This is a genomic window from Micromonospora sp. NBC_01655 (assembly GCF_026339755.1).
Taxonomy (GTDB): Bacteria; Actinomycetota; Actinomycetes; order Mycobacteriales; family Micromonosporaceae; genus Micromonospora.
Genome location: NZ_JAPEQF010000001.1, coordinates 3,582,452 through 3,607,732 on the forward strand (window position 1 = coordinate 3,582,452; position 25,281 = coordinate 3,607,732).

Here is a 25,281-nt window from a genome sequence, read left to right on the forward strand (position 1 = left end):
ATGTTTCGACGGAGATTGGCCGGCGCCCTCGCCGCCGGCATGGCCGCCGCCGCGCTGCTGACCGGATGCGGCGGCGACGCCGCCGACGGCCCGGTCACCCTCAAGGTGCTGACCTGGGAACCGGGCGGCACCGAGTACTGGAAGCAGGTCAAGACCAGCTTCGAGGCGGGCCACCCGGACATCAAGCTGGAGATGCAGTCCGTCCCGTTCGACAAGTACCCCGAGGTGCAGGGCCCGTACATCACCTCGCAGTCCGGGCCGGACGTGATGGCCAACAACGCCGGGCTGGAGCTGTTCGACCGGCGCGGCGCGTACGTCCCGCTGGGCGACAAGGCCGCCGAGATCACCAAGGACCTGGTCACCTACAGCGGCGCCTGCGAGGGCTTCGACACCGCCAAGCCGTGCTACGGCGTGCCCTTCTCGTACCAGGGCAACGTCCTCTACTACAACAAGGCCGTCCTGACCGCCGCCGGGCTCGACCCGGAGCAGCCGCCGGCGACCTGGGACGAGTTCGGCGCCGCCTGCGAGGCGGTGAAGAAGGCCGGCAAGACCTGCCTGGCCCTCGGCCTGTCCGGCACCTTCCCGGCGTACTGGGACTTCCCCGAGATCGCCCGCAACTACCTCACCGAGGACGACGTCCGCGCCCTGCTGGCCGGCAAGCTGTCCTGGAAGGACCCCAAGCTCGTCGCGGTGCTGGAGAAGCTCGCCGAGATCACCACCAAGGGCTGGGCCAACAAGAACGCCCCGTCGATCACCATGCTCCCCGACGGGGCGGACATCTTCCAGCGCGGCGACGCCGCGTTCGCCGGCACCATCATCTCCGACGCGGTGAACTGGGACGCGTTCGGCAAGGCGCTCGGCGACGACAAGCTCGGCGTCACCCGGTGGCCGGCGGTCGACCCGGCCGCGCCGCTGGCGCAGAAGTTCTCCGGCATCGAGGGCGCCGTCTACGGGGTCACCCAGTGGAGCCAGAAGAAGGCGGCCGGCCTGGAGTTCATCACCTGGCTCGCCGGCAAGGAGAACGGCGAGCTGTGGGTGAAGCACGCCAAGGGCCAGCCGCTGAACAAGAACGTCGACAAGGCGCTGCTGCCCTCGTCGCCGGCCTTCCAGAAGATCCAGGAACTGGTCGCCCAGCCGACCCTGCACGCCGGGGTGATGCTCTCCGGCCCCGAGGCCGACGCCCTGGCGCGCGGCTGGCAGCAGGTCACCCTCGGCCAGCTCACCGTCGACAAGTGGGCCGAGGCGATGCAGCAGGCACTGGAGCGCAGCCCCACGAAGAAGCAGACCAAGTAGCCACCCCGGGCGGGGCGACAGCGTGTCGCCCCGCCCGGCGCGACCGGGGGAGGACCCTGATGACGATCTCCACCGCGCCGGTGTCGGAGCCGGTGGCAGCCGACACCCCGCCCGCGCCGGCCCGCCGCCCGCCACGACCCGGGCGGGCCCGGGAGTGGTGGCTCGGTGCCGCGCTGGTGCTGCCCGCCCTCGTGCTGGCCGTGCTGTTCAAGCTGGTGCCCCTGGTGCGGGGGGTGGTCACCAGCACCGAGTCGTCCAGCGGGTTCGGCGGCAGCGAGTTCGCCGGGGCGGACAACTACACCCGGATGTTCGACGACCCGATGGTCCTCACCAGCTTCCGCAACGCCCTGCTGGTGGTGGCCACCCTGCCGGTGTGGATCGTGCTCCCGCTGGTGCTGGCGCTGCTGATCCACCAGCGCTCGCCGGGGTGGAAGTTCTTCCGGGCCGTCTACTTCGTGCCGTACACCATCGCGCCCATCGTCGTCGGCATCATGTTCCGGCAGATCCTCGCCCCCGACGGGCCGCTGAACGCCCTGCTGCGCTCGGTCGGCCTTCAACCGCTGGCGATCGAGTGGCTCAACGGCCGGTACAGCGCGCTGTTCTCGCTGGTCGCGGTCGCCCTGTGGAGCTTCTTCGGGCTCGGCGTGATGACCTATCTCGCCGGCCTGGCCACCATCCCCGAGGAGACGCTGGAGGCGGCGTACCTCGACGGCGCCGGGTTCTTCCGGCGGTTGTGGTCGGTGGTCGTGCCGATGCTGCGCCCGACCGTGGCGTACTGGAGCGTGCTCTGCGCCTCCGGCGTGCTGATCTGGCTGTTCCCACTGATCTACGCGCTGACCCAGGGCGGGCCGGGCGACGCCACCATGCTCCCCGAGTACCTGGTCTTCCTCACCACCTTCCAGTTCCTGGACCGCGGCTACGGCTCGGCCATCGGCATCGCCCTGTTCGTCTTCGTCGCCGTGCTGTCGATCTTCAGCGTGCGGCACATGTTCACAGAGGGGACCCGCAAGCCGCGATGAACCCGCGCCACTCCGCCCGGATCGGGCGCTACCTGTTGACCTTCGCGCTGGTCGTCGTCGCCGTCGCGGCCGTCTACCCGCTGCTGTTCACCGTGGTCAGCTCGCTGAAGACGCAGGCCGGCTTCGCCCACGACCCGCTGGGCCTGCCGGCCGGGATCACCCTGGAGAACTACCTCGAGGCGTTCCGCCGGATGAACATGCCCCGGCTGCTGCTCAACTCGCTGATCACCACGCTCGGCGGGCTGGTGCTGTCGGTGCTCGCCGCGCTGCTGGTCGCGTACGCGGTGACGAAACTGCGGTTCCGCGGCGGGAAGATCGTCTTCCTGCTGATCATCGTGACGCTGACCATCCCCAGCCAGGCGATCATCTACCCGCTCTACCAGACGGTGCTGGACCTGGGCATGTCCGGCCAGTACCAGGGCCTGATCCTGGCGTACGCCGCGTTCGGGCTGCCGCTGGGCACGTACCAGCTCGCCGGCTACTTCCAGCAGGTGCCCGACGAGCTGATCGAGGCGGCCCGGGTCGACGGCGCGGGGCACCTGACCATCCTGTTCCGGCTGCTCGCCCCGATCGCCACCCCGGCCCTCGCGGCGCTGGCCATCTTCAACTTCGTCTGGATGTGGAACGACCTGCTGCTGCCCCTGGTCATCATGGGCGGCTCGGACAGCAAGACGCTGATGGTCGGCGTCTCCCTGCTCAGCGGCCAGTACGACGTGTCGGTGCCGCTGGTCAGCGCCGGCCTGATCGTCGCCCTGCTGCCGGTGCTGGTCATCTACCTCGTCTTCCAGCGGCAGCTCGTCTCGGGCGCGCTCGCCGGCTCCGGCAAGTGACCGGGCCGGCAAGTGACCGGGGTCGGCCGGTGACCGGGATCGACCCTCGGCCCGGCGGCGCCGCGATCTGCGCGGCCGGGCGGAGGGCCCGGTGAGCGGGGGCGCCGGGCCGGGGGAGCAGGTGTGCCACCTGTACCGGCTGCGCCCCGGCGCGGAGGCCGAGTACGAGCGCCGGCACGCCCGGGTGTGGCCGGAGCTGTCCGCGTTGCTCGACGAGGCGGGGATCTACGACTACCACATCTACCGGCGCGACCTGCTGCTGATCTGCGTGCTGCGCACCCGGTGGGGCCACGCCCACGCCGGCGCGGTCACCGGCTCCTCCGACGTGCAGGCCCGGTGGACGGCGTCGCTGGCCGGGCTGTTCGCCGAGATCGCCGATGCCGACGGCGAGCCGCTGTGGGCGTACCCGGTGTTCCACCACCCGGGGCACCCGCCGCCGTGACGGGCGCGAACGCACCGCGACGGCCCGGCGGGAACCTCCCCGCCGGGCCGTCGCGGTGCCCGCCGTCAGACCGCGTACGCGACCGAGCCGTCCGCGCGCAGCGGGATCCGGGTCAGCGGCCGGCCGGTCAGGTCCAGCGGGGTCTCGTCGGTCAGGTCGAGCGTCACGCCCAGCCCCGGGTCCTGCGGCACCGGCAGGAACCCGCCCTCGCGGCGGACGCAGGCCCGCGCCGGCCCGTCGGCGAGCCGGTCGTCCAGCGGCGAGTACTCCTGGGTGACGAAGTTCGGGATGACCGTGTCGAGCTGCACCGAGGCCATGGTCAGCAGCGGGCCGAGGCAGTTGTGGCTGACCACGGCCGCGTGGTGCGCCTCGGCCAGCGCGGCGATCTTCCGGCCGTGGCTGAGCCCGCCGGCCAGCCCGACGTCGGGCCGGACGTACTGGGCGCCGCCCTGGGCGAGCAACTCCTTGAACTCCCAGATGGTGTGCAGCCGTTCCCCGTTGGCCATCGGCACGCCGAGCGCCCGGCGGGCCACCTCGGCCTGGCTGCTCACGCTGTCGATCTGGATCGGGTCCTCCACCAGCAGCGGGTGGTGCCGGGCCAGCGCCGGCACGACGGCCGTGGCCTGCAACGGGGTGAGCTTGCGGTGCAGCTCGACGAGCAGGTCGACGTCCGGGCCGACGGTGTCGCGCACCGCCGCCGTGGTGGCCTCGGTCTCGGCGACGAGGCGGGCCAGCGACACGTCGCCGTAGTCGGCCGGCAGCGGGTCGAACTTCACGGCGGTGAAGCCGTCGGCGACGGCTGTGGCGGCCTGGGCCGCGAGGGCCTGCGCCCCGGTGCCGCCCAGCAGCAGGTGCAGCCGGATCCGGTCGCGCACCCGGCCGCCGAACAGCTGCCACACCGGCACGCCGAGCCGCTTGCCCAGCAGGTCCCACAGGGCCAGGTCGACGGCGGAGACGGCGGCGGTGAGCACCGAGCCGCGGAACGGCCCCATCCGGTAGAGGTGGTGCCAGTGGTGCTCGATCCGGTTGGGGTCCGCCCCGAGCAGGTACGGCCGGAACGTCTCCACCACGGCGTGCACCGCCGTCGGGTACCCCCAGCAGGCGGACTGGCCGGCCCCGGTCAGCCCGTCCGACGTGCGCAACTGGACGAAGTGCGCGTCGCCGCGTACGACGGACTCCACCTCGGCGATCTCCATGCCCGCTCCCCAAATTAGAGACCAATAACGGCCACAAACTTGCTTGTGCACTCTTCCATAGCCTTGGACTGCTGGTCTAGGCTCCTCAACCAACGAGCCGGAATAAGGCTCAATTATCTCAGGGGGTGTGATGGGGCTGCCCGAGGACTATCGGCTGATGGCCCGGATCCGCCGGTTCGAGGAGCGGCTGGCCGCCCTCAAGGACGCTGGCGAGATCCCGGGATCGATCCACCTGTGCAACGGCCAGGAGGCCGTCCCGGTCGGCGCCTGCCGGGCGCTGCGCGACGGGGACCACGTCACGGCGACCTACCGGGGGCACGGCTGGGCGATCGCCCGGGGCGTCGACCTCACCGGCCTGTTCGCCGAGATGATGGGCCGCGACTCGGCCTTGTGCGGCGGACGCGCCGCCTCGCCGTACCTGTCGGATCCGGGCCGCTGGTTCGTCGGCGAGAACTCCATCGTGGGCGCCGGGGTGCCGATCGCGACCGGCGCGGCGCTCACCGCCCAGCGCACCGGCAGCGGGACGGTGTCGGTGGTCAGCATCGGCGACGGCGCGATGAACCAGGGCAACGTGCACGAGGCGCTCAACCTCGCCGCCGTGCTCGACCTGCCGCTGGTGCTGGTGGTGGAGAACAACGTCTACTCCGAGATGTCCCGGATCGAGGACATGGTGCGGGTCCGGCAGCTCGCCGAGCGGGCCGCCGGTTACGGCCTGCCCGGCCGGGTGGTCGACGGCAACGACCCCGACGCCGTCGCCGAGGCGGTGGCCGAGGCCGTGGACCGGGCCCGCGAGGGCTCCGGGCCGTCCATCGTGGAGGCGATGACCGAGCGCCTCGTCGGCCACTACAGCGGCGACGCGCAGCACTACCGCCCGGCCGGCGAGATCGCCGCCGCCCGCGAGCGCGAACCGCTGGCCCGCATCCGCCGGGCCGCCGACGCCGGGCTGGCCGCCCGGCTCGACGCCATCGACGCCGAGGTCGCCGACGAGATCGAGGCCGCCGTCACCGCCGCCCGCGCCGTGTCGTACCCGGACCCGGCGACCGCCAAGGAGTACGTCTATGTCTGAGTCGCTGCGCTACATCCAGGCCGTCAACGCGGCGCTCACCTGGGCCCTGGACAGCCGGACCGACACCGTCTACTTCGGCGAGGACGTCGCGCTGCCCGGCGGGCCGTTCGGCGCCACCAAGGGGCTGCACAAGCGGTTCGGCTCCGACCGCATCTTCGACACCCCGATCTCCGAGACCGGCTTCCTCGGCATGGCCCTCGGCGCGGCGATGACCGGGCTGCGGCCGATCGCCGAGATCATGTACGCCGACTTCTCGTTCGTGGCGATGGACCAGATCGTCAACCAGATCGCCACCATCCACTACTCCAGCGCGGGCCGGTGGAAGGCCCCGCTGGTGATCCGGATGCAGCAGGGCTACTCGCCCGGGGCGTGCGCCCAGCACTCGCACTCGCCGGAGGCGTACTTCGCGCACACCCCCGGGCTGCGGGTGGCGCTGCCGGCCACCCCGGACGACGCGTACCAGATGCTGCGCACCGCGGTCGTCAGCGACGACCCGGTGGTGGTCGCCGAGGCCCGGATGCTCTACCCGACCCGGGGCCCGGTGCGCACCGACGCCCCGGTCGAGGACATCGGAGGGGCCCGGGTGGTCCGGCCCGGCGCCGACGTCACCGTCGTCGCCTGGTCGCGGATGGTGTCGGCGGCCCTGGACGCCGCCGCGACCCTCGCCGAGGAGGGCGTCGACGTCGAGGTGGTCGACCTGCGCTGGCTCAACCCGCTGGACTTCGACACGGTCGCCGCGTCGGTGGCCCGCACCGGCCGGCTGGTCGTCGCCCACGAGGCCAACCTGACCGGCGGCTTCGGCGCGGAGATCGCCGCCCGGGCCGCCGCCGAGTGCTTCGCCGACCTGCGCGCCCCGGTCGCCCGGGTGGCCGCCCCGGACGTGCCGATGCCCGCCGCGCCCGCCCTCCAGGCGGTCGTGGTGCCCGAGGCGGCGAACGTGGCCGACGCGGTGCGCCGGACGGTCCGCGCGTGAGCGGCGGCGCCCCGGCGACCGGTCCGGCCGCGGGCGGCCGAACCCGCCCGGTCGGCCTGCTGGCCGGGCGGCGGGTGGTCGTCGTCGGCGGGGCGTCCGGCATCGGCCGGGCCACCGTGCGGGCCGCCGCCGCGGCCGGCGCGGCCGTCGCCGTGCTGGACGCCGACGTCGCCGGCGCGGCCGAGGCCGCCGCCGAGGTCCGGTCCGCCGGGGCGAACGCCTGCGCCCGGGGCGTCGACGTCACCGTCGAGGCCGAGGTCGCCGGGGCGCTCGACGCCGTCGCCGCCGAACTGGGAGGGGTCGACGCCGTGCTGCACGTCGCCGGGATCATGGGCGGCCAGGGCCTGGACGTGCGGGACGTGCCGGTCGAGCTGTGGACGCGGGTCATCGCCGTCAACCTCACCGGCCCGTTCCTGGTCGCCAAGCACGCCGCCCGGCACCTGAGCCCCGGCGACGGGGTGCTGGTGCTGGTCGGGTCGAAGGCGGGCGTCCAGACCGGCTCCGGCTCGGTACCCTACGGCGCGAGTAAGGGAGGGTTGCACGGTCTGGCGCTCACGCTGGCCCGACAGCTCGGTCCACAGGGGATCCGCGTGCACGCGCTCTGCCCGGGAGACATCGACACGCCGCTGATGCGACGGTCGCTGGACGAGGCGCGGGCCAACGGCACCGACGGCGGGCGGGTCGCCGCGATCGAGGCAGCGCTGGGCCGCCCCGAGGACGTCGCCTCGGTGCTGGTGCTGCTGGCGTCGCCGGCCAGCGCCGGCCTGGCCGGCACGGTCTGCACGGGCTGAGCACCCACCCTCTAGGCCAGCGGGACACCACGTGGAGGCAGCATCGTGATCGGGATCATCGGCCCGGAGGACTCGATCCGGCTCGTGCAGGAGGTGGCGGCCGGGGAGGGCCGCGCGGAGGCGGTGAGCACGCGCGTGTACACCCGCCCCGAGCAGGCCCCCGAGCTGGCCCGCGAGCTGGACGAGGTGTGCCAGGTGCTGCTGTTCACCGGGCGCATCCCGTACGCGTTCGCCAGCGCGGCCGGCGAGCTGCGGGCGGAGATCGACTACGTCCCGCACGCCGGCATCGACCTGTACCGGACGCTGTCGCGGATGCTGCTGGCCACCGGCGGGAAGCTGCCCCGGGTCAGCGTGGACACCATCGACGCGGAGACCGTCCGCGAGACGTACCACGACATCGAGGTCGCCCCGCCCACGGAGATCCTGCCGATCGCCGACTCCTCCGGGCTGCTCTTCACCGGCCTCGACGAGATCACCGCGTACCACCGGGAGCGGTACGCCTCCGGCGCGGTCGAGGCGTGCCTGACCTGCCTCGGCGCGGTGCACCGGGACCTCGCCGACAGCGGGGTCCCGGTGTGGCGCGTCGAGCACACCCGCGCCTCGGTGCGCGACGCGCTGCGCCGGGCCTGGCTCGCCGCCGAGGTGCGCCAGTCCCGGGCCACCCAGATCGCCGTGATGATGGTCGACCTGGGTGTGCCGACCACCCGGGCGCAGGACCCGTACCAGGCGGAACGGCAGCGGCTGCGGGTGCGCGAGGCGCTGCTGGAGCACGCCGAGCGGATGCGCGGCCGGCTGGCCACCGTCGACGACCGGACGCTGCTGATCACCACCACCCGGGGCACCGTGGAGAGCGCCATCGCCCGGCACCGGGACGGGCACGCCTCCCTGCTCACCCTGCGCGGGGTCGACGTCGAGCACGCCGTCGGCTTCGGTGCCGGCACCACCATCGCCGCCGCCGAGGACAACGCCCGCAAGGCCCTCGCACTGGGCCGGCACAGCGGCGACACCCACGTGGTGTTCCCCGACGGGGAGGTCTACTCCAGCCGGGAGACCGCCGTGCGGCCCCGGCTGCGGGAGACCGCCCCGGGCGTGCTGCGGGTCTCCGAGCAGCTCCGGATCGGGCCGCTGTCCACCCGGCGGCTGCTGGAGGCACTGCACCAGATGGACCCCGACGAGGTCACCGCCCGGGGGCTGGCCGACGCGTACGGGGTGGAGGCGCGCTCGGCCCGCCGGCTGCTCAAGGCGCTGCGCGCGGCCGGCTTCGCCGAGGAGGTCGGGTTGCACGTCAGCACCGGAGCGGGCCGGCCGCAGACCGTCTACCGGGTCGCCATGCGGCGACTGCTCGGCGCCATCGGGGCCGAGGCGTGACGGCCGGGACCGCGCGGGCCGCCACCGCAGGGGGAGTCCACCCGTGAGATTCGAACCGACCTACCTGGTCACCGCCACCTTCGCCGCCGACGTCGTCGTCCGGCGCAAACCCCACCGGGCCGCGCACCTGGCGCACGTGCGCGCCCTGCTCGCCGACGGCACCGCCCTGATCGCCGGGGCGCGCGCCGACCTGAGCGCCTCCGTGCTGGTGCTGCGGGCCGCCGACGCGCCCGCCGCCCGCGCCCTCGTCGAACAGGACCCCTACTGGCGGCACGGGGTGTGGACCGCGATCGACGTGGTCGACTACCTCGCCGCCACCGCCCACCCCATCGGGAGGACATGATGTCGTCGTACCGCCAGGTCTCCGGCGTGCGGGTGCTCGGGGCCGAGCACGCGCCCTTCGCCGCCGGGCTGCTGCGCGAGGCGTGGGGCGACGGCGGGCCGGACGCCGTGCCGGTCCGCCTCGCCGTCGACCCGACGCTGCCCGAGGGCGGCCACCGGACCGACGTGCCCGAGCGGGGCGAGATCCGGCTCACCGGCGACCCGTTCGCCGGCCTGGTGTACGCCGCCCGCGCCCTGGTCGCCGCGGCCACCCCGGCCGGCCTGCCCGTCGGCGCGTCCGCCGCCGCCCCCGGGCTGCCGCTGCGCACCCTGTGGACCTGGGACCACTCCACGAACTGGGACACCCGGCAACTCGGCCAGCAGGAGATCGGCGCGCTCAACCCGTACGCGAAGTCCGCCGACGCGTTCGGCGCCGACTACCGCCGGCTGGTCGACTTCTGCAGCCGCGAGCGGATCGGCGGGATCGTCGTGTACGGGCTGCTGCGCGACGCCCACGGCGGCGTCGAGGCGGCCCGCGACCTGTGCGAGTACGCCAACGCCCGCGGCGTGCGGATCATCGCCGGGGTCGGGATCAACGCCTACGGCGGCATCTACTTCGACGGCCGGCACCGGTACAACCTGGCCACCTGGCTGCGCCGGCGTCCCGACCTCGCCGCCGAGCTGCCGAAGAAGGTCGGCTTCGACATCGACGAGTTCGGCGACCTGCACTTCCCGGCCAGCGAGTACATGATGGCCGCCTGCCCGTCCCAGCCGGACAACCTGGCCTGGCACCGCGACGCCATCGACTGGCTGCTCGACACCCTGCCCGTCGGCGGGATCAACTTCGAGACCGGCGACTACGGAAGCTGCGCCTGCGCCCGGTGCGCCGCCCGGGCCGGCGGCGAGCGCACCTCCTGGTCCTACGAGGCGATGCGGTCGGTCTACCCGACCCTGCTGGAGACCGCCCGCCGCACCGGCCCGGCCGGGGTGCCGCTGCGCCACCTCGTCGAGGTGTACTGGGACAACATCTTCGACCTGGACGCGCAGAAGCCACTGGCCGACCTGCCCGACGACGTGGCGTACCAGTACTGCGTCAACCGCGGGTTCTGGTACGAGCAGCGGGACCGGCTGACCGCCGAGCACGTGGACCGGCTGCCGCACACCACCAGCGTGCTGCGCACCCACGCCGGGTCGCAGTGGAACCGGCAGCGTCACTCCTGGGTCCCCGAGATGTACGCCGACATGGCCACCCGGTCCGGGGCCGCCGGGATGCGGGGGCTGACCATCTTCGCCGAGCCGTCGGCGTACCACCCGACCAACGAGATCAGCTACCTGGCGTACGCCCGGTTCTCCTGGGACCCGGAGCTGGCCTGGTCGGACTTCTGGCGCGACGAGGTGGCCCCCCGGTTCGGCGGCCCGGCCGAGGCCGAGGCGTTCCGCGACGGCGCGGCCCTGCTCGACGACCCGGTCGCCACCGGCGCGGCCCTCACCGCCGTGCGCGGGGACGCCCTCGCCATGGTCACCGCCACCGCCGGGGAGACGCAGCGGCGCTGGCTGTGGCTGGCCGAGCGGGCCGCCAGGTACGCCCACTGCGCCGGCTGACCGGGGACCGGCCGCCGGGTGTGACGGTTGCCGCGCGGGAGCATGACAGTCCTGTGAAGAATCCGCCCGTCGGGCCGTCGGCGGTTTGGTCGCCCGGCCGCGGGGGGCACCGTGGAGGGCGCAGGCGACAACCCCTCGAAAGGAACGGCCCACCGTGGAAGTAACCGGGTTCTTCACCGCCATCATCATCGGCCTGATCATCGGCGCGCTGGGTCGACTGGTCGTACCAGGCAAGCAGAACATCCCGATCTGGCTCACCCTGCTGATCGGCGTGGTCGCCGCGATCCTCGGCACCCTCGTGGCCGGCGCGTTCGGGGTGGACGACACCGCCGGAATCGACTGGATCGAGCTGCTGATCCAGGTCATCTTCGCCGCGGTCGGCGTGTCGCTCGCCGCCGGCGCCTACGGCCGCCGCCGGCACTGACCCGCCGCGCTCGGCCGTTGCGGCGCCGGGACTGATCCGCTCCCGACGCCGGCCCGTCGCCGGGACCGGTCCGCAGCCCGGCACTCGCCCCGCCGGTCGCCGGCCCGCCCGCACCAGGGCGGGCCGGCGACCGGCGTCAGGGCGTGGCCGGGTCGCCCGCCCGGGCGGCCGGGACCGCACCGGTACGCCGGTCCGGCCGGCGCGCGGTGCCGGGCCCACCCGCCGCCGCCCACGCCGTGGTGAGCAGCAGCAGCGCGGCGATGTAGGTGCCCATCACGAGCAGGCCGTGCCCGGGCAGGGTGGTCCCGGCAGCGTCCACGCCGATCAGCAGGTCGGAGACGAGGAAGAACGCCCCACCGGCCGCCGCGCGGGTCGACACGCCGGCCGCCGCGGCGGCCATCAGGCACAGGGCGAGGCTGTAGCCGAGCACCGGCAGCCGCAGCGCCCCGAGCGGACCCCACAGCACGACGTTCGCCGCCGCCCACAGCACGAGATAGCCGGCCACCACCGGCACGGGGGGCCGCCGGTGCCGGGTGAACGCCACGATCAGGCTGACCTGGGTGCCGAGGAAGCAGCCCATCCCGACCAGGAACGCGGGCTCGCCGGGCAGCAGCAGCGCCACGTCGCCGGCGGTGGCGAAGACCAGCCCGAGCGCGAGCAGGTCGAAGCGCCGCCCGGAGCGCAGCAGCCAGAGCAGCAGCAGCGGGGCGAGCAGCGGCTTGGTCAGCCACTGGAGCACGGCGTTGTCGAGCGCGACGCCGACCAGCTCGACGGCGGCGACGACGCCGAACGGTGCGAGCCGCCTCATCGGGCGGGCTGCCAGCCGGGGCGGCCGAACACGTGGCCGAGCCGGTGTCGCCAGGTCGCGGCGGCCCGCACGTCGGCCCAGATCGCCCCGTATTCGTGGGTGGCCACCCGCAGCGGGTGGTAGGTGCCGATGTTCTTGGTCAGCCCGTACCGTACGGCGGCGCGCTCCGGTTCGAAGGTGCCGAACAGCCGGTCCCAGACGATGAGGATGCCGCCGTAGTTGCGGTCCAGGTACTCGGCGTTGACGCCGTGGTGGACCCGGTGGTGCGACGGCGTGTTGAAGAGCCACTCGATCGGTCGGGGCAGCACCCGGACCCGCTCGGTGTGCAGGAAGAACTGGTACAGCAGGCTGACCGACTGCTGGAGGAAGATCATCCACGGCGGGACGCCGAGCAGGGCCAGGGCCAGCCAGAACGGCAGCGAGGTCATCGGCGTCCAGCTCTGCCGCAGCGCGGTGGACAGGTTGTAGAACGTGCTGGAGTGGTGCACGACGTGCCCGGCCCAGAACAGCCGTACCTCATGGTGGGTGCGGTGGAACCAGTAGTAGGCCAGGTCGTCGGCGAAGAACAGCAGCACCCAGGTCCAGACGCTGGTGGGGGAGAGCTGGACCGGCGCGGCCGTCCACACCGCGGCGTAGAGGCCGACGGTGAGCAGCTTCCAGGGGAAGCCGATCACCTGGCTGCCGGCGCCCATGGTGAGGCTCGTGGTGGTGTCGCGCAGCTCGTAGCCGCGTTCGTCGTCGTCGGGGGCGAACCGGTAGGACAGCGCCTCCACGACGATGAGCAGCAGGAACGCGGGTACGGCGTAGAGCACGGCGGGGATCATGCTCGGCATTCCCTTCCGGGTGCGGTGGTGGGGGTGAGGGCGGCGGTGAGCAGGGCCCGGGCCTGCTCGGCGGCGGCGGCGCCCCGCCCGGCGGCCACCGCCTCGGCGAGCCGGCGGTGCCCGGCCACGTCGAGCAGTTCGGCGGCCCGCCGTTCGGGCGGCACGTCGCCGACGGCGAGCGCGCCGGCCACCAGGCTGTTGAACGCCAGCAGGTACGCGGTGTTGCCCGAGCCGTGCACCACGTGCCGCCACAGGGCGATGTTGGCCTCGGCCATCCGGGGCAGGTCGGGGGCGAGCCCGGCATACTCCTGCCCGGCGCGGGTGACGGTCTCGCGGGTGGCCGGGTCGGCCCGTTCGGCGCAGAGCCGGGCCGCGTCGACGCCGATGCAGGCCCGCATCTCCAGCATGTCCCGGACCAGCGTGTCGACCGGCAGGACGTCACCGGAGCGGACCAGGGACAGCGCGAGGTCGAGCCCCGCGTGCACCCGCCAGTCCAGCACCCGGGTCGCGCCGCCCTGGCTGACCCGGACCAGGCCGAGCTGTTGCAGCCGGCGCAGCGCCTCCCGGACGGCGTGCCGGTTCACCGCGAAGGCGGCGGCCAGCTCCCGCTCGCCGGGCAGGGTGTCGCCGGACCGGTACGTGCCGCCGACCACCGCGTCACGGAGCTGCCCGAAGACGTGATCGGAGACGGAGGCACGGGGGGCGGGAACGAAGGCCATGCGGTGCAGTGTGGTCCCGACCACATCAAGCCGTCAACTGGTTGGACCAGTCGGCTTCGGCCTGGTTCAGCGGCGTACCCCCGCCGGCCGGTCGGCGCGCGCGGGGGCGACCCGCCGGCCGTCGGCGTGGGCCACCGGGCGGGCCGGGACCACCGGGGCGTCCCGGCCGGTTCCCCGCCGACCGTCGCCCGCGACCGTTCGTTGCTCGTGGTAGTCCTGCTCGACGTTGACCGACCAGACGTCGTGGGTCGTGCCGTGGGCGATGTTCTCCGCGGTGAGCATCGCGGTCAGCATGGAGTGGTCCTGGTTGTTGTAGCGGTGCATCCCGTTGCGCCCGACCGGGTGCAGGTTCGGCGTCTCGCGGGCCAGCCAGCCCCGGATCACGTCGACGTTGTGCTGGTAGCGCTCGTCGTACACCGGGTACGCCTTGGGCATCCGGACGACGTGGCCCGCCTCGACGACGCCGGGCGTGACCAGGCCGAGCTGCTCCAGCTCGGCGGTGGCCAGCCGGACCAGGTCCTCGTCGGAGCGCCGCCACGTCTCGTCGTCCTCGAAGACGAAGTACTCCAGCCCCAGGCAGGTCCGGCCGTCCTTGACCAGGTACGGCGACCAGGAGCCGAAGTTCTGGATCCGCCCCACCCGCACCGTCGGGTCGTGCACGTAGATCCAGTTGTCCGGGAACGAGAACTCCTCCGGCACCACCAGCGCCACCGTCAGGAAGTCCCGGTAGCGCAGGTCGGCGGCGCAGGCCAGCACCTCCGCCGGTGCCGGCGGGGCCAGCGCCGCCACCAGTTCGGAGATCGGCATCGAGGAGACGACGTGCGCGGCCTCCTCCCGCCGCTCGCCGTCCGGCCCTGCGACCGTCACCCCGGTCACCCGCCGGGCGGCCGGATCGCGGTGCACCGCCCGTACCCAGGTGCCGGTGCTGACCGTCGCGCCGCGGGCCCGGACCTGCTCGGTGCAGCGCTCCCACATCATCCCCGGCCCGAACTTCGGATACTGGAACTCCTCGATCAGGCTGGTCACGTCCTTGCGGTTGCGCCGGGGCAGCAGCGCGGCCCACACCGCGCGGGACAGCGAGAGGTTCTTGATCCGCTGCGCCGCCCAGTCGGCCTGCAACTGGTCCGCCGGCATCCCCCAGACCTTCTCCGTGTACGTCTTGAAGAAGATCGAGTACAGCCGCCAGCCGAAGCGCGCCGACACCCAGCCCTCGAAGTGCGACTGGTCCTTCGGCGGGCGCAGCCGGGCCCGGCCGTACGACCCGACGCAGCGCACCGCCTCCCGCAGGCCGAGGTTGCGCAGCGCGTTGCGCGCGTTGAGCGGGTAGTCGTAGAGCGCGCCCCGGTAGAAGATCCGGCTCATCCGGGGGCGGAGCAGGAAGTCCTCGTCGGGCAGGATCTCGTGCCAGAACGCCTCGACCCGGGACACCTTCGTGAAGAACCGGTGCCCGCCGATGTCGAAGCGCCACCCGTCGCGCTCCACCGTGCGGCTGATGCCGCCGACCACGTCGTCGGCCTCGTACACCCGCACCGGCTCGCCGTGCCGGAGCAGCTCGTACGCCGCGGTCAGGCCGGCCGGGCCCGCGCCGATGACCACCGTGCCGGGTTCCGCGCCCATCCCGTGCCGCCCCCCGTAGTTGCCGAATGAGGCAGCGCCCTTACCCGGTCCGCCGCCGAATTCACCTGCCGGCCGGGTGTGAGCCGGCCCGGAGCGGGGATCCCCGGCCGGTCGCGGACGAGCCGGGGGACCACCAGATGAGCGAGGGGCGCGCAGACGCCGACGACCGGCCGACCGGCGTACGGGGCTGGCCGACTCGGGCCGGGCAACTGCGCCGGGGGGCGGCCCGGCTGGCCGCCGGGGTCCCCGCGCCGTGGGGGTTCGTGCTGGCCGTCTTCGTCGGCTCCAAGCTCGTGCTGTCGCTGGTCGCCGTGACCGCGCTGACCGCCTGGGACGGGGTTCCCGGGGCACCCCCGACGGCCGAGGCGACGATGCGCGCCCAGCAGGACGCCATGTCGCCGCACCGGTGGCTCTCCCTCTGGTACGCCTGGGACTCCCTGCTCTACGACCATCTGGCCCGGCTGCCGCTCACGGGCGGGTGGAGCGAGTTCGCCTTTCCGTTGCTCTACCCGTTCCTGGCCCGGCCGGTCGCCGCGCTGCTGGGCGGGAACACCGCATGGGCGCTGCTGCTGGTCGCCAACGTCGCGTTCCTGTTCCAGCTCTACTACGCCCACCGGCTCGGCGAGCGGCTCTGCGGCGACGACACCACGGCCCGGCGTTTCGTGCGGTACCTGCTGCTGCTGCCCGCCGCGTTCCTGTTCCAGGCGGCGCTGACCGAGTCGCTCTTCCTCTGCCTCGCCCTCGCCGCGTTCTACCACGCCGAGCGGCGGCGGTGGCTGCTCGTCGGCGTCGTCGGCTTCCTCCTCGCGCTGAGCCGGTCGGTCGGCTTCCTCGTCGTCGTCCCGCTCGCCCTGGTCCTGCTGCGCCAGCACGCGTACCGGCTGGACCCGCGCACGCTCGGCCGGTACCTGCGGCTCGGCTGGCCGCTGCTGCTCCTGCCGGCCGGGTGGCTCGCCTTCATGGCGGTCGCCGGGTGGCAGACGGGGGACTGGTTCGCCTACCAGCACGCCCAGGAGCAGGGCTGGGGGATCAGGGTGCAGAACCCGCTCTGGGTGGCGTACCACGGCCTGACCGGCGGCTCGGCCGCCGACGCCGCGCGGGTCTGGTTGGCCCTGGCCGTCGTGGCGGTGGCGGTCGCCGGGTTCCGCCGCGCCGAGCTGCCCTACCTGGTCTACACCCTGATCGTGGTGCTGGTGCCGCTGTCGATGGGGCCTCCGGTGTACAAGAGCCTGCTGCGCTACCTGCTCGCCGCGTTCCCCGTCGCCCTGGTCCTCGCCCGGTGGGCCCGCCACGCCACCGTCGACAACTGGCTCACCGCCGCCCTGGCCCTGCTCCAGGGCGCCCTGTTCGTGGTCTGGCTGAACTACTGGACCCACTTCATCATCTGACGCCGCCGCCCGGGTGTGACCGACGCCCCGCCCGGCCGAGGTTCAGCGGACCGCGGTAACGAACCGGGGCCGATGATCGAGCATCGACCCCGGTTACCTGTCCCGACTACGACTACACCCTGGCCCGACCCCAGGGTGCTCGGGTGGCGTGCACGTCGGCGAGTGCCTTGTCGAGTCGGGCCACCGTGATGGCCCCGACTGCCCGCAACGGATGCAGCGGATCGGGCTGCTCGGAGCCGACCGGCCCACCGAGTTCGGTGTGCGCCGCCGCACTCATCACGATGTACGCGTCGTGCCGGTCCCAGCCCCGCTCGACGACCAGGTAGTCGAAAAGGCTCTCGTAGGCGGCTCGGATCGACTCGCGGAGCGGATCACCCAAACCGATGCAGATGATTTCGTCACCGGTGTCGATCCGGGGCGCCCCCAGTTCAAACGACTTGATCAGGTCAATGCTGACCGTGGCGACGCCCGCGGTCTCGATCCCGATAAATGACGATTCGCCGCGTGCCATCGCCGCGTGCAGATCGCCCAGCGACAGCAGCGCGCCTTCCACTTCCACCGGCAGGTAGAGCGTGGCGCCGGGTTTGATGTCCGGCACGTCGAAGTTCCCGCCGGTACGGAAACAAGGAATGATGGTGTTGGCTTCGCCCTCGGCCGGCGCGACACCGATGCAACCGATCATCGTCTGGATCGGCAGGCGGACCTGGTCGGTCAAGTAGGCGTATCCGTCGCGCAGCGGCACCCGCCGCACCCACAGTTCGTCACCCATGGGCTTGGCCAGCGCGCCGGCCCCCGGGATGTACACCGACCAGCCCTGCTCGGCGGTCTGGATGTGGTGCACCGTCACGGCCAGCACGTCGCCCGGCTCGGCTCCCTCGACGTAGACCGGCCCGGTCACCGCGTTCCTCGTCGCGGTGACCTTCTTGATGTCGCGGAACTCGTCCATCTGCTGGAACGAGGCGTCGTTGGTTTCGAAGGCGATACGGGTGCCCGTGCCCGGCTCGATGGACAGCACCGGCTGCCTGATTGCCGAGAAACTACCCGCATGGTGCTGCCGTTCGATCGTCAAGAGCTCAGACGCCACTGTCACAACCTTCTCTCCGTTCCCATTTCGGTTGAAATTGCGCCAATTCCTCAGAGCACGCGGGTGAGGAACCGGCGGGTCCGCTCACTGTGCGCCGATCCGAAGATCTGGTCAGGCGGACCCGTCTCGACCACCCGCCCGTCCTCCATGAACACGATCGTGTCGGCCACCTCGCGCGCGAACGTCATCTCGTGCGTCACGACGATCATCGTCATCCCGCCGCTGGCCAGATCCCGCATCACGTCGAGCACCTCACCGACGAGCTCCGGGTCCAACGCGGAGGTCGGCTCGTCGAAGAGCATGAGTTTGGGTTTACACGCCAGCGCTCGGGCGATGGCCGCCCGTTGCTGTTGACCGCCGGACAGCTGCCGGGGGTAGGACCCGGTTTTGTCATGCAAACCGACGCGGGCCAGCAGTTCCCGGGCCCTTGTTTCGCTCGCCTCCCGCGCGATTTTGTGCACGATTCGCGGCGCCAACGCGACATTTTCCAGTACCGTCAGATGCGGGAAAAGGTTGAACTGTTGAAAGACCATTCCGATGTCGGCGCGCTGGTGTGCCTGCTGGCGCGGGGTAAGCTCGTAGGCTTTGTTGCCGAGCAGCCGGTAGCCCATCCACTGGCCGTCCACGGTGAGGCGGCCACCATCGATCTTCTCCAGATGGTTGATGCAGCGCAGGAATGTGCTCTTGCCGGAGCCGGACGGACCCAGCAGGCAGGTTACCGATCCAGGTGGGATCTGCAGGTCGATCCCTTTGAGCACTTCGAGGTCACCATAGTTCTTACGAACGCCCTGAGCCTCGACCATCCACGTGGGGACGTTCATTTTCTTAGGCCTTTCCCGTTGGCGCGGTGGACTTCTTGAGTCCACGCGAAATCTGGGTCAACCTCGACCGCTTCGCCGACCTACCTCTTCCGTTGCGGCCGCTTTCCGGATCGAACCACTTCTCCAGGTAGTGCTGGCCGACCGTAGCCACCGTCGTGATGATGAGGTACCAGAAGCTCGCCACGATCAGCAGTTCGATGATCAAGAAGTTCTTGGCGTAGATGATCTGGGCGCTGGTCAGCAGTTCCCGCGCGGAGATAACCGATACCAGTGAGGTGACCTTCAGCATCGCGATGGCCTGGTTGCCGGTCGGGGGGATGATCAAGCGCATTGCCTGGGGCAGGGTGATTCGCAACATGATCTGCGTGGGGGTCATACCCATGGCGGTGGCAGCCTGCCGTTGACCTGGGTCAACGCCGAGGATGCCGGCCCGGACGATCTCGGCCATGTAGGCGCCCTCGTTCAGGCTCAACCCGATCAGCGCCGCCACGAAGGGGGTCATGACGGTGTTGGTGTCGACCGTGTAGCTCCCGATGCCGATCCGCGGGAACAGGAACGCCAGGTTGAACCAGAAGATCAGCTGGACCAGCTGTGGGGTGCCTCGGAAGAACCAGATGTACGCGTTCGCGATACCGTTGAGGACCGGATTTTCCGACATCCGCATGATGGCGAATATCAAACCCAGGACCAAGCCAACCAGCATGGCCAGGACGGTGAGCTGAATCGTCATCAATGCACCACGGAGGATGGACTCCTCCGTGAAGTAGTATCCGACCGCGTCCCAGTTGATGTTGGGGTTGGCGAGCAAGGAATATCCTAGCGCCACCACCAGCAGCAACGCAACGATCGCCACCACACTTCGACCACGATGCCGTAGGTTGATTATGTGCACCTGCGGCCCGACGGCATTCGCTTTGGCCCGCTCTGCGGTATCAACATCCATTGTTACGATCCCCTCGGAGACATCAAATCCTGTGCGATCCGAGACCCATCGCACCGATACTCATTGAAGCCGATACAACTCACGGCAAACTCCGTGCTCTATCTGGCGCCACGCGGGGTCAGCCCACTGCACATCTTGTGAAGTGTGCTATTGTCTGCAGCCGTGGACAGTGACGCTACGGAACCGAACCCCCTTGGGCAGCGCATTCGAGAGCTGCGCCAGAGCAGACGACTTCCGATGAGCCGAGTCGCCAAAGATGCTGGCGTCAGCGTGAGCTTCCTGAGCCAACTGGAGCGCGGGAAGTCGAACGCGAGTCTCAACTCTTTACGTGCGATCGCCTCGGCACTGTCCGTTACCCTGGCTGATCTTTTCGACCAGGACAAGAGCTCCGCGCCGGGGGTGTTGCGGGCGGCCGACCGCCCCGTCCTGCGGTCGATGAACGGGCCAGTCAAGTACCTGGTCACCCGTCCCCCACTGCGGGCCGTCGAGGTGACCGTGGGCGAGTTCGCTCCCGGCACCTCCACCGGCACCAAGCCGTACACCCACGGCGACTCCCAGGAGATCTTCATGGTGATCTCCGGTCGGATGCTCTTCGAGGTCGACGGGGTCGAGTACATCCTCGAAGGCGGGGACAGCATGGAGTTCTACAGCTCACAGGCCCATCGGGCGGAGAACCTGGGTTCGACCACCGCTCAGGTGATCTGGGTGGTGAGCCCGCCGACCCCGCCCGACGTGATCCAGGACTGAACCGGGGCGTCCTCACCATGCCAGCATCCGCAACGGATTGACCCTGGTGAGGACGTCAATCTCATCCGCGCTCACCCCACGGTCCTTGAGCAACGCCACGAAGCCGGTGAGCGCCCAGGGATAGCCGACGCCGCCGAACGCCTTGAGATCCGACCGGAAGCACCGGTCGCTGGAGATCAAAAGCTGCTCCAGCCAGCCGGCCCGGATGAGTGCCACGAGCGCGTCGGCTCGACGCGCATCCGGATTCAGGTGCGTCCGACCGCAGGTGTCGAACTCGACGTACACCCCACGCTTGAGCAACTCACGGTGGTAGTCCGGGTTCATGTACGTGTCCGCGTGCCCGATGACGATGCGGCTCGGATCCGCCCGTTCCTCCAGCATTACAGCAAGCTGCGGCAGTCCAACCGGATACATGAACGCGTGCGTGGTCACCGCGGCGCCGGTACGGTTGCTCGCCCGGGCCGCCGCGCGCAACACCCGTTCCTCGGCCGCGCTGACGTAGTCCCGATCCGAACCGATTTCCCCGATGATGCCGGCCTGAACGGCCGGACCGGTCACCGGAACCCCGGTGGTCAACTCCTCGACCATCCGGTCGGCGATCTCATTGACCGACAGCCGATCGATTTCCTGCGGGTGGTACGACTCGCGGTACCACCCGGTCCCCATCACCACCCAGAGCCCGGTCCGCTCGGAGATGGCCCGCAGTCCCGCCGGGTTCCGACCGACATCCGCGGGAGTGACCTCTACCAGGCACGTCCTCGTGACGTCCGGTAGTTCCAGCACCTCCGGGATGATCAACTCAAGGTCGTTGAGGACATGGGGACCCTGCCCCGTTACCGGGCTGAAGTCACACAGCAGATGCTCGTGGGGCAGTACCTGCGTGAACTCCTCCGGCGCCCTCGGTCCGAGCACGGTGTGGACGCTTTCCATGATCTTCGCTCCTTGCCCGATGACGTGGTGAGAAATCGATCGGCTGTCGCCCGAACTACTTGATCTCTACCCCGCCGTTGATCGTGGCCTCCTGGATCGCGAAGTCGGCCGGAGCGCCCCAGCGCTGAAGGATCGCCGTGTACTTGCCGCTCTTGATGACCTCGTTCATGGCCGCCTGCACCGCATCGCGCAACTGGGCGTTGTCCTTGGCGAATCCCATTCCCTTGATACCGGGCTGGTAAGCCTTACCTTCCAGAATCTCTACGCTGGAGATACCCTGGTTTTCCGCGATGTACTTCACCACGAGGCCGTTGGCGATGGTGGCAACAGCACGCTTGGTCTGGATTTGCATAACCTGGTCTGCGGTGGAGGGCACAATCGAGATCTGCATCTGCTTCTCGCATTCCTTCTGCAGATTCTCCAACTGCGACAGCATGGTGGAGCCCTGTAGGACCGAGACGTTGTGTCCGCAGATGTCCCTCAGATCGTTGATCTTATGCGGGTTGCCCTTCTGGACGATCAACTGCGAGCCGTCCTTGTAGTAGTTGACGAAGTCAACCTGCTTCTGCCGCTCGGGTGTGTCGAACATCGAGACCAGTGACATGTCGTATCGGTGGGTTTGGACTCCGGCCAGGACACCCGCCCATGCCACCTGCTCGAACCGGAGCTCCAGGCCCAGCACCTGACCGATCGCCCGGCCGATCTCCGGGTCCATGCCGATGATGTCCTTGTTGTTGTCGGCGTAGAAGACGTACGGCGGGTAAATGGGGTCGGTGGCGACCGTAATGTAGCCGCGCTGCCGGATTTTCTCGGGCAGCTTCGCTGCGATCTCTGTGTTGAGCGGTTCGGGATCGAGACTCTCCATCGTACGACCGTCCCCGCTGCCGGGTTTTTGCGGCTCGGACGACGGCGGAGTGTAATCACCGCACCCACCCAGGAGCAGGAGGGTGGTCAGTGCGGCAAGGGCGATGGAGCCGGCACGCTTTCTTTTGCTGAAATGCTGAAACAAGACTATGCGCTCCTTACATCGGAATACCCGCCGCGGCGGCGGCGCAGGGACTACACCGGCACAGGTTGGAGCAGTGTAAGCCGCATACAGTGGCACTGCAAGGGGTGTACAACTAGATCGAAGGCTGTGTTTAGTGACCCCATCCGATGTCGTGGTGTCGGGCGCCTGGGCCGTCGTCCCGGACCGCGTCCGGTCGGCGCTGCCACAGCCACCCGACGTCCCGGCCGAACGACTCCACCAGCAGGGCCAGCGCGCCGGCCAGCAGCACGTTCGCCGCAGCCGGTGGGAGCAGGCCGGACGGCGGCGACCGCCAGGGCGACGCCCTGGACCGCGGCGACCACCTTGCGCCACCGGCGCGGCGGCAACCCAGCCCGGCGAGCCAGCCGGCGGGTCCGAGGCCGACGGTCGCGCCGAGACCCGCCAACAGGACGAACTGGACGATCAGCCCGGCCGGCGGACCATGTTGAACCCTGCGCACCGTGCCTCCGTGTTCGATGATCGAGAGACTGTTGTCGACGGGCCGTCCACCCACAACCCGCAAGACCGGCCCGACGGTTCGCCCGATCTGCACAACGAGGAGGACGACGTGGCGCAGAGGAGATGTCGGTGACCCGCGACGCGTACGCGTTCTGGCTGCGTGAGCCCGGGGCGGGGGAGATCCGGCCGGTGGTGCTGCCCGCCCCCGGGCCCGACGAGGTGCTGGTCCGGGCCCGCTACTCCGGGGTCAGCCGGGGCACCGAGACGCTGGTGTTCGCCGGCCGGGTTCCCGCCGACCAGCACGCCGCGATGCGCGCCCCGTTCCAGGAGGGCGACTTCCCCGCCCCCGTCAAGTACGGCTACCTCAGCGTCGGTGTGGTGCAGCAGGGCCCGGCGGCGCTGCGCGGGCGTACCGTCTTCTGCCTGTACCCGCACCAGAGCGCGTACGTCGTGCCGGCCGCCGCCGTGGTGCCCGTGCCGGACGGGGTGCCGGCGGCGCGCGCGGTGCTGGCCGGCACCGTGGAGACCGCGGTGAACGCCCTCTGGGACGCCCCGCCGCTGGTCGGCGACCGGGTCACCGTGGTCGGTGCGGGCATGGTGGGCTGCGCCGTCGCGGCGCTGCTGGCCCGCTTCCCCGGCGTGCGGGTCGAGCTGGTTGACGCCGACCCCGCCCGGGCCGCCGTCGCCTCGGCGCTCGGCGTCGCGTTCGCCACCCCCGAGACGGCCACCGACGGGCGCGACCTGGTGGTGCACGCCAGCGCCAGCTCCGCCGGGCTCCAGCGGGCCCTGGACCTGCTCGCCCCGGAGGGCACCGTGCTGGAGCTGAGCTGGTACGGCGACCGCCCGGTGCGGCTGTCGCTCGGCGGGGCGTTCCACTCGGGGCGGCTGACCGTGCGCAGCAGCCAGGTCGGCACCATCGCCCCGGCCCGCCGGGGCAGCCGCACGTACGCCGACCGGCTCGCGCTCGCCCTGGAACTGCTCGCCGATCCCGCGTTCGACGCGCTGATCACCGGCCGCTCACCCTTCGCGGAGCTGCCCGACGTGCTCGCCGGACTGAGCGCCGGCACCCTGCCCGCGCTCTGCCACCTCATCACCTATTAGGAGAGTGACCCGTGTTCAGCGTGACCGTCCGCGATCACATGATGATCGCCCACAGCTTCCGCGGCGAGGTCTTCGGGCCGGCGCGACGCCTGCACGGGGCCACCTTCGTCGTCGACGCGACGTTCCGCCGGGCCGACCTCGACGCCGACGGCATCGTCGTCGACATCGGCCTGGCCACCGAGCGGCTGCGCGCCGTGCTCGGCGAGCTGACCTACCGCAACCTCGACGACGAGCCCGCGTTCGCCGGGGTGAACACCACCACCGAGGTGCTGGCCCGGACGGTGGCCGACCGGCTCGCCGACCGGGTGCACGCCGGGGACCTCGGCGAGGGGGCGCGCGGGCTCGCCGGGATCACCGTCACCCTGCACGAGTCGCACATCGCCTGGGCCAGCTACGAGCGGCCCCTGTGACGGCCCGGGCGGCCGGCGTCGCCGAGGTGCACGTGGTGCTGCCCGGCGACATCGACGACCCGGCCGCCCCCAGCGGCGGCAACCACTACGACCGCCGGATCTGCCGAGGGCTCGCCGACGCCGGCTGGCGGGTCCACGAGCATGCCGTGCCGGGCGGCTGGCCGGCGCCCGCCCCGGCCGAGCGGGCCGACCTGGCCGCCCGGCTCGCGGCGCTGCCCGACCGCGCGGTCGTGCTGCTCGACGGCCTGGTCGCCTCGGTCGCGCCGGAGGCGCTGGAGCCGCAGGCCCGCCGGCTGCGGCTGGTCGTCCTGGTCCACCTGCCGCGCGGCGACACCACCGAGGCGCGCGCCCTGGCCGCCGCCACCGCCGTCGTCGCCACCAGCGGGTGGACGCGACGGCGACTGCGCGAGCGGTACGGGCTGCCCGCCGACCGGGTGCACGTCGCCACGCCCGGGGTCGACCCGGCCCCGCCGGTCCCCGGGTCGCCCGTCGGCAACCGGCTGCTCTGCGTCGCGGCGGTCGCCCCGCACAAGGGGCACGACGTGCTGCTGGCCGCCCTGGCGGCGGTGGCCGACCTGCCCTGGCGCTGTCGCTGCGTCGGCGCGCTGACCCGCGACCCGGCGTACGTCGACCGGCTGCGCCGGCAGGCCGCCGGGTCCGGCCTGGCCGGCCGGGTGGAGCTGGTCGGTCCGCGTACCGGCGTCGACCTGGCCGCCGCGTACGCCGCCGCCGATCTGCTGGTGCTGGCCTCGCGCGGCGAGACGTACGGGATGGTGGTCACCGAGGCGCTCGCCCGGGGGACCCCGGTGCTGGCCACCGATGCCGGCGGGCTGCCCGACGCGCTGGGCCGGGCCCCCGGCGGCGAGCGGCCCGGCCTGCTGGTGCCGCCCGACGACCCGGCCGCGCTGGCCGGCGCGCTGCGCGCCTGGCTCGGCGACCCCGGCCTGCGGGAGCGGCTGCGCCGCGCCGCCCGCGCCCGCCGGGACAACCTGGCCGACTGGGCGGCCACCGCGGCGACCCTCGCGGCGGTCCTGAGAGGAGTGACGGCATGAGCGACGGCATGAGCGACGGCGAGGTC

Annotated in this window: 27 protein-coding genes; 16 read left to right on the plus strand and 11 right to left on the minus strand. The window is 71.7% G+C overall.

The features are described 5' to 3' along the window. The 4 genes from OOK41_RS16515 (at position 1) to OOK41_RS16530 (ending at position 3,584) form a co-directional block, all read left to right on the plus strand. Positions 1-1,293 (plus strand): ABC transporter substrate-binding protein, encoded by a 1,293-nt coding sequence (locus OOK41_RS16515; protein WP_266265840.1) that lies wholly within the window; start codon positions 1-3, stop codon positions 1,291-1,293. 59 nt (positions 1,294-1,352) lie between these two features. Continuing rightward, entirely contained in the window at positions 1,353-2,312 is a 960-nt protein-coding gene (locus OOK41_RS16520) for a carbohydrate ABC transporter permease (RefSeq protein WP_117671883.1), read from the plus strand. Then, positions 2,309-3,142 carry a carbohydrate ABC transporter permease gene (locus OOK41_RS16525; RefSeq protein WP_117671881.1) on the plus strand — a complete coding sequence of 278 codons (834 nt, stop codon included), beginning with the start codon at positions 2,309-2,311 and terminating at the stop codon, positions 3,140-3,142. Before OOK41_RS16520 ends, OOK41_RS16525 begins: the two co-directional genes overlap by 4 nt. Positions 3,143-3,233: 91 nt before the next feature. Continuing rightward, positions 3,234-3,584, plus strand: a complete 351-nt coding sequence (locus OOK41_RS16530; protein WP_207892877.1) for an L-rhamnose mutarotase — start codon at positions 3,234-3,236, stop codon at positions 3,582-3,584. A gap of 65 nt (positions 3,585-3,649) precedes the next feature. Here OOK41_RS16530 and OOK41_RS16535 read toward each other — a convergent pair whose 3' ends face one another. Then, entirely contained in the window at positions 3,650-4,780 is a 1,131-nt protein-coding gene (locus tag OOK41_RS16535) for a mandelate racemase/muconate lactonizing enzyme family protein (RefSeq protein ID WP_266265841.1), read from the minus strand. Between the two features lie 130 nt (positions 4,781-4,910). Between OOK41_RS16535 and OOK41_RS16540 the strand changes: the two genes are divergently transcribed. The 7 genes from OOK41_RS16540 to OOK41_RS16570 all read left to right on the plus strand — a co-directional run bounded on the left by OOK41_RS16540 (position 4,911) and on the right by OOK41_RS16570 (position 11,325). Then, positions 4,911-5,846, plus strand: coding sequence for a thiamine pyrophosphate-dependent dehydrogenase E1 component subunit alpha (locus tag OOK41_RS16540; protein WP_266265842.1), 936 nt, complete (start codon positions 4,911-4,913; stop codon positions 5,844-5,846). Further along, entirely contained in the window at positions 5,839-6,819 is a 981-nt protein-coding gene (locus OOK41_RS16545) for an alpha-ketoacid dehydrogenase subunit beta (RefSeq protein WP_266265843.1), read from the plus strand. Before OOK41_RS16540 ends, OOK41_RS16545 begins: the two co-directional genes overlap by 8 nt. Continuing rightward, positions 6,816-7,610: an SDR family NAD(P)-dependent oxidoreductase gene (locus tag OOK41_RS16550; protein ID WP_266265844.1), complete on the plus strand. Its 795-nt coding sequence runs from the start codon at positions 6,816-6,818 to the stop codon at positions 7,608-7,610. The genes OOK41_RS16545 and OOK41_RS16550 overlap by 4 nt, the downstream gene beginning before the upstream one ends. Positions 7,611-7,655: 45 nt before the next feature. Beyond that, positions 7,656-8,978 carry a hypothetical protein gene (locus OOK41_RS16555; RefSeq protein ID WP_117671871.1) on the plus strand — a complete coding sequence of 441 codons (1,323 nt, stop codon included), beginning with the start codon at positions 7,656-7,658 and terminating at the stop codon, positions 8,976-8,978. Positions 8,979-9,021: 43 nt separating this feature from the next. Next, on the plus strand, positions 9,022-9,321 hold the full coding sequence (locus OOK41_RS16560) for a YciI family protein (protein ID WP_266265845.1): 300 nt from the start codon (positions 9,022-9,024) through the stop codon (positions 9,319-9,321). Then, positions 9,321-10,901, plus strand: a complete 1,581-nt coding sequence (locus OOK41_RS16565; RefSeq protein WP_266265846.1) for a hypothetical protein — start codon at positions 9,321-9,323, stop codon at positions 10,899-10,901. Before OOK41_RS16560 ends, OOK41_RS16565 begins: the two co-directional genes overlap by 1 nt. Before the next feature lie 154 nt (positions 10,902-11,055). Beyond that, positions 11,056-11,325 (plus strand): GlsB/YeaQ/YmgE family stress response membrane protein, encoded by a 270-nt coding sequence (locus tag OOK41_RS16570; protein ID WP_117671865.1) that lies wholly within the window; start codon positions 11,056-11,058, stop codon positions 11,323-11,325. Between the two features lie 136 nt (positions 11,326-11,461). Here the strand turns inward: OOK41_RS16570 and OOK41_RS16575 are convergent, their stop codons facing one another. The 4 genes from OOK41_RS16575 to OOK41_RS16590 form a co-directional block, all read right to left on the minus strand. Next, on the minus strand, positions 11,462-12,133 hold the full coding sequence (locus OOK41_RS16575; RefSeq protein ID WP_266265847.1) for a lysoplasmalogenase: 672 nt from the start codon (positions 12,131-12,133) through the stop codon (positions 11,462-11,464). Next, complete coding sequence (locus tag OOK41_RS16580) at positions 12,130-12,957, minus strand: sterol desaturase family protein (protein WP_266265848.1); 828 nt, start codon at positions 12,955-12,957, stop codon at positions 12,130-12,132. Before OOK41_RS16580 ends, OOK41_RS16575 begins: the two co-directional genes overlap by 4 nt. Next, positions 12,954-13,676 (minus strand): FadR/GntR family transcriptional regulator, encoded by a 723-nt coding sequence (locus OOK41_RS16585; protein WP_266265849.1) that lies wholly within the window; start codon positions 13,674-13,676, stop codon positions 12,954-12,956. Before OOK41_RS16585 ends, OOK41_RS16580 begins: the two co-directional genes overlap by 4 nt. A gap of 66 nt (positions 13,677-13,742) precedes the next feature. Beyond that, positions 13,743-15,293, minus strand: coding sequence for an NAD(P)/FAD-dependent oxidoreductase (locus tag OOK41_RS16590; protein WP_266265850.1), 1,551 nt, complete (start codon positions 15,291-15,293; stop codon positions 13,743-13,745). Positions 15,294-15,430: 137 nt separating this feature from the next. Between OOK41_RS16590 and OOK41_RS16595 the strand changes: the two genes are divergently transcribed. Continuing rightward, entirely contained in the window at positions 15,431-16,681 is a 1,251-nt protein-coding gene (locus tag OOK41_RS16595) for a hypothetical protein (protein WP_266265851.1), read from the plus strand. 112 nt (positions 16,682-16,793) lie between these two features. Here the strand turns inward: OOK41_RS16595 and OOK41_RS16600 are convergent, their stop codons facing one another. The 3 genes from OOK41_RS16600 to OOK41_RS16610 are packed head-to-tail and all read right to left on the minus strand — an operon-like array spanning position 16,794 to position 19,529. After that, positions 16,794-17,765, minus strand: coding sequence for an acetamidase/formamidase family protein (locus tag OOK41_RS16600; RefSeq protein WP_117671857.1), 972 nt, complete (start codon positions 17,763-17,765; stop codon positions 16,794-16,796). A 50-nt stretch (positions 17,766-17,815) separates the two neighbouring features. Continuing rightward, on the minus strand, positions 17,816-18,568 hold the full coding sequence (locus tag OOK41_RS16605; RefSeq protein ID WP_266265852.1) for an amino acid ABC transporter ATP-binding protein: 753 nt from the start codon (positions 18,566-18,568) through the stop codon (positions 17,816-17,818). Positions 18,569-18,590: 22 nt separating this feature from the next. After that, positions 18,591-19,529: an amino acid ABC transporter permease gene (locus OOK41_RS16610; RefSeq protein ID WP_266265853.1), complete on the minus strand. Its 939-nt coding sequence runs from the start codon at positions 19,527-19,529 to the stop codon at positions 18,591-18,593. Positions 19,530-19,691: 162 nt separating this feature from the next. Here OOK41_RS16610 and OOK41_RS16615 point away from each other — a divergent pair, with 162 nt between their 5' ends. Beyond that, the gene (locus tag OOK41_RS16615) at positions 19,692-20,276 is read left to right on the plus strand and encodes a helix-turn-helix domain-containing protein (protein WP_256371557.1); all 585 of its coding nucleotides are present in this window, start codon (positions 19,692-19,694) and stop codon (positions 20,274-20,276) included. 12 nt (positions 20,277-20,288) lie between these two features. Here OOK41_RS16615 and OOK41_RS16620 read toward each other — a convergent pair whose 3' ends face one another. The 3 genes from OOK41_RS16620 to OOK41_RS16630 all read right to left on the minus strand — a co-directional run bounded on the left by OOK41_RS16620 (position 20,289) and on the right by OOK41_RS16630 (position 22,693). After that, positions 20,289-21,206, minus strand: a complete 918-nt coding sequence (locus tag OOK41_RS16620) for a phosphotriesterase (RefSeq protein ID WP_266265854.1) — start codon at positions 21,204-21,206, stop codon at positions 20,289-20,291. A gap of 55 nt (positions 21,207-21,261) precedes the next feature. After that, positions 21,262-22,215, minus strand: a complete 954-nt coding sequence (locus OOK41_RS16625) for an ABC transporter substrate-binding protein (RefSeq protein ID WP_128763667.1) — start codon at positions 22,213-22,215, stop codon at positions 21,262-21,264. Between the two features lie 130 nt (positions 22,216-22,345). Continuing rightward, complete coding sequence (locus tag OOK41_RS16630; RefSeq protein WP_266265855.1) at positions 22,346-22,693, minus strand: hypothetical protein; 348 nt, start codon at positions 22,691-22,693, stop codon at positions 22,346-22,348. A 128-nt stretch (positions 22,694-22,821) separates the two neighbouring features. Between OOK41_RS16630 and OOK41_RS16635 the strand changes: the two genes are divergently transcribed. From OOK41_RS16635 to OOK41_RS16645, 3 genes are read left to right on the plus strand one after another with little or no spacing between them, the layout of a single operon-like run. Beyond that, a complete protein-coding gene (locus tag OOK41_RS16635) occupies positions 22,822-23,793 on the plus strand; it encodes a zinc-binding alcohol dehydrogenase (protein ID WP_266265856.1) in 972 nt (323 codons plus the stop codon). Between the two features lie 11 nt (positions 23,794-23,804). Further along, the gene (locus OOK41_RS16640; RefSeq protein WP_117671843.1) at positions 23,805-24,203 is read left to right on the plus strand and encodes a 6-carboxytetrahydropterin synthase; all 399 of its coding nucleotides are present in this window, start codon (positions 23,805-23,807) and stop codon (positions 24,201-24,203) included. Then, on the plus strand, positions 24,200-25,255 hold the full coding sequence (locus OOK41_RS16645; protein ID WP_266265857.1) for a glycosyltransferase family 4 protein: 1,056 nt from the start codon (positions 24,200-24,202) through the stop codon (positions 25,253-25,255). Before OOK41_RS16640 ends, OOK41_RS16645 begins: the two co-directional genes overlap by 4 nt. Positions 25,256-25,281 lie beyond the last annotated feature (26 nt).

Coding starts and splice junctions, on each gene's coding strand:
- OOK41_RS16520 (WP_117671883.1), top strand. CDS start 1,353: ATGACGATCTCCACCGCGCCGGTGTCGGAGCCGGTGGCAGCCGACACC.
- OOK41_RS16595 (WP_266265851.1), top strand. CDS start 15,431: ATGAGCGAGGGGCGCGCAGACGCCGACGACCGGCCGACCGGCGTACGG.
- OOK41_RS16540 (WP_266265842.1), top strand. CDS start 4,911: ATGGGGCTGCCCGAGGACTATCGGCTGATGGCCCGGATCCGCCGGTTC.
- OOK41_RS16620 (WP_266265854.1), bottom strand. CDS start 21,206: ATGGAAAGCGTCCACACCGTGCTCGGACCGAGGGCGCCGGAGGAGTTC.
- OOK41_RS16535 (WP_266265841.1), bottom strand. CDS start 4,780: ATGGAGATCGCCGAGGTGGAGTCCGTCGTACGCGGCGACGCGCACTTC.
- OOK41_RS16545 (WP_266265843.1), top strand. CDS start 5,839: ATGTCTGAGTCGCTGCGCTACATCCAGGCCGTCAACGCGGCGCTCACC.
- OOK41_RS16525 (WP_117671881.1), top strand. CDS start 2,309: ATGAACCCGCGCCACTCCGCCCGGATCGGGCGCTACCTGTTGACCTTC.
- OOK41_RS16575 (WP_266265847.1), bottom strand. CDS start 12,133: ATGAGGCGGCTCGCACCGTTCGGCGTCGTCGCCGCCGTCGAGCTGGTC.
- OOK41_RS16610 (WP_266265853.1), bottom strand. CDS start 19,529: ATGGATGTTGATACCGCAGAGCGGGCCAAAGCGAATGCCGTCGGGCCG.
- OOK41_RS16605 (WP_266265852.1), bottom strand. CDS start 18,568: ATGGTCGAGGCTCAGGGCGTTCGTAAGAACTATGGTGACCTCGAAGTG.
- OOK41_RS16580 (WP_266265848.1), bottom strand. CDS start 12,957: ATGATCCCCGCCGTGCTCTACGCCGTACCCGCGTTCCTGCTGCTCATC.
- OOK41_RS16590 (WP_266265850.1), bottom strand. CDS start 15,293: ATGGGCGCGGAACCCGGCACGGTGGTCATCGGCGCGGGCCCGGCCGGC.
- OOK41_RS16585 (WP_266265849.1), bottom strand. CDS start 13,676: ATGGCCTTCGTTCCCGCCCCCCGTGCCTCCGTCTCCGATCACGTCTTC.
- OOK41_RS16565 (WP_266265846.1), top strand. CDS start 9,321: ATGTCGTCGTACCGCCAGGTCTCCGGCGTGCGGGTGCTCGGGGCCGAG.
- OOK41_RS16515 (WP_266265840.1), top strand. CDS start 1: ATGTTTCGACGGAGATTGGCCGGCGCCCTCGCCGCCGGCATGGCCGCC.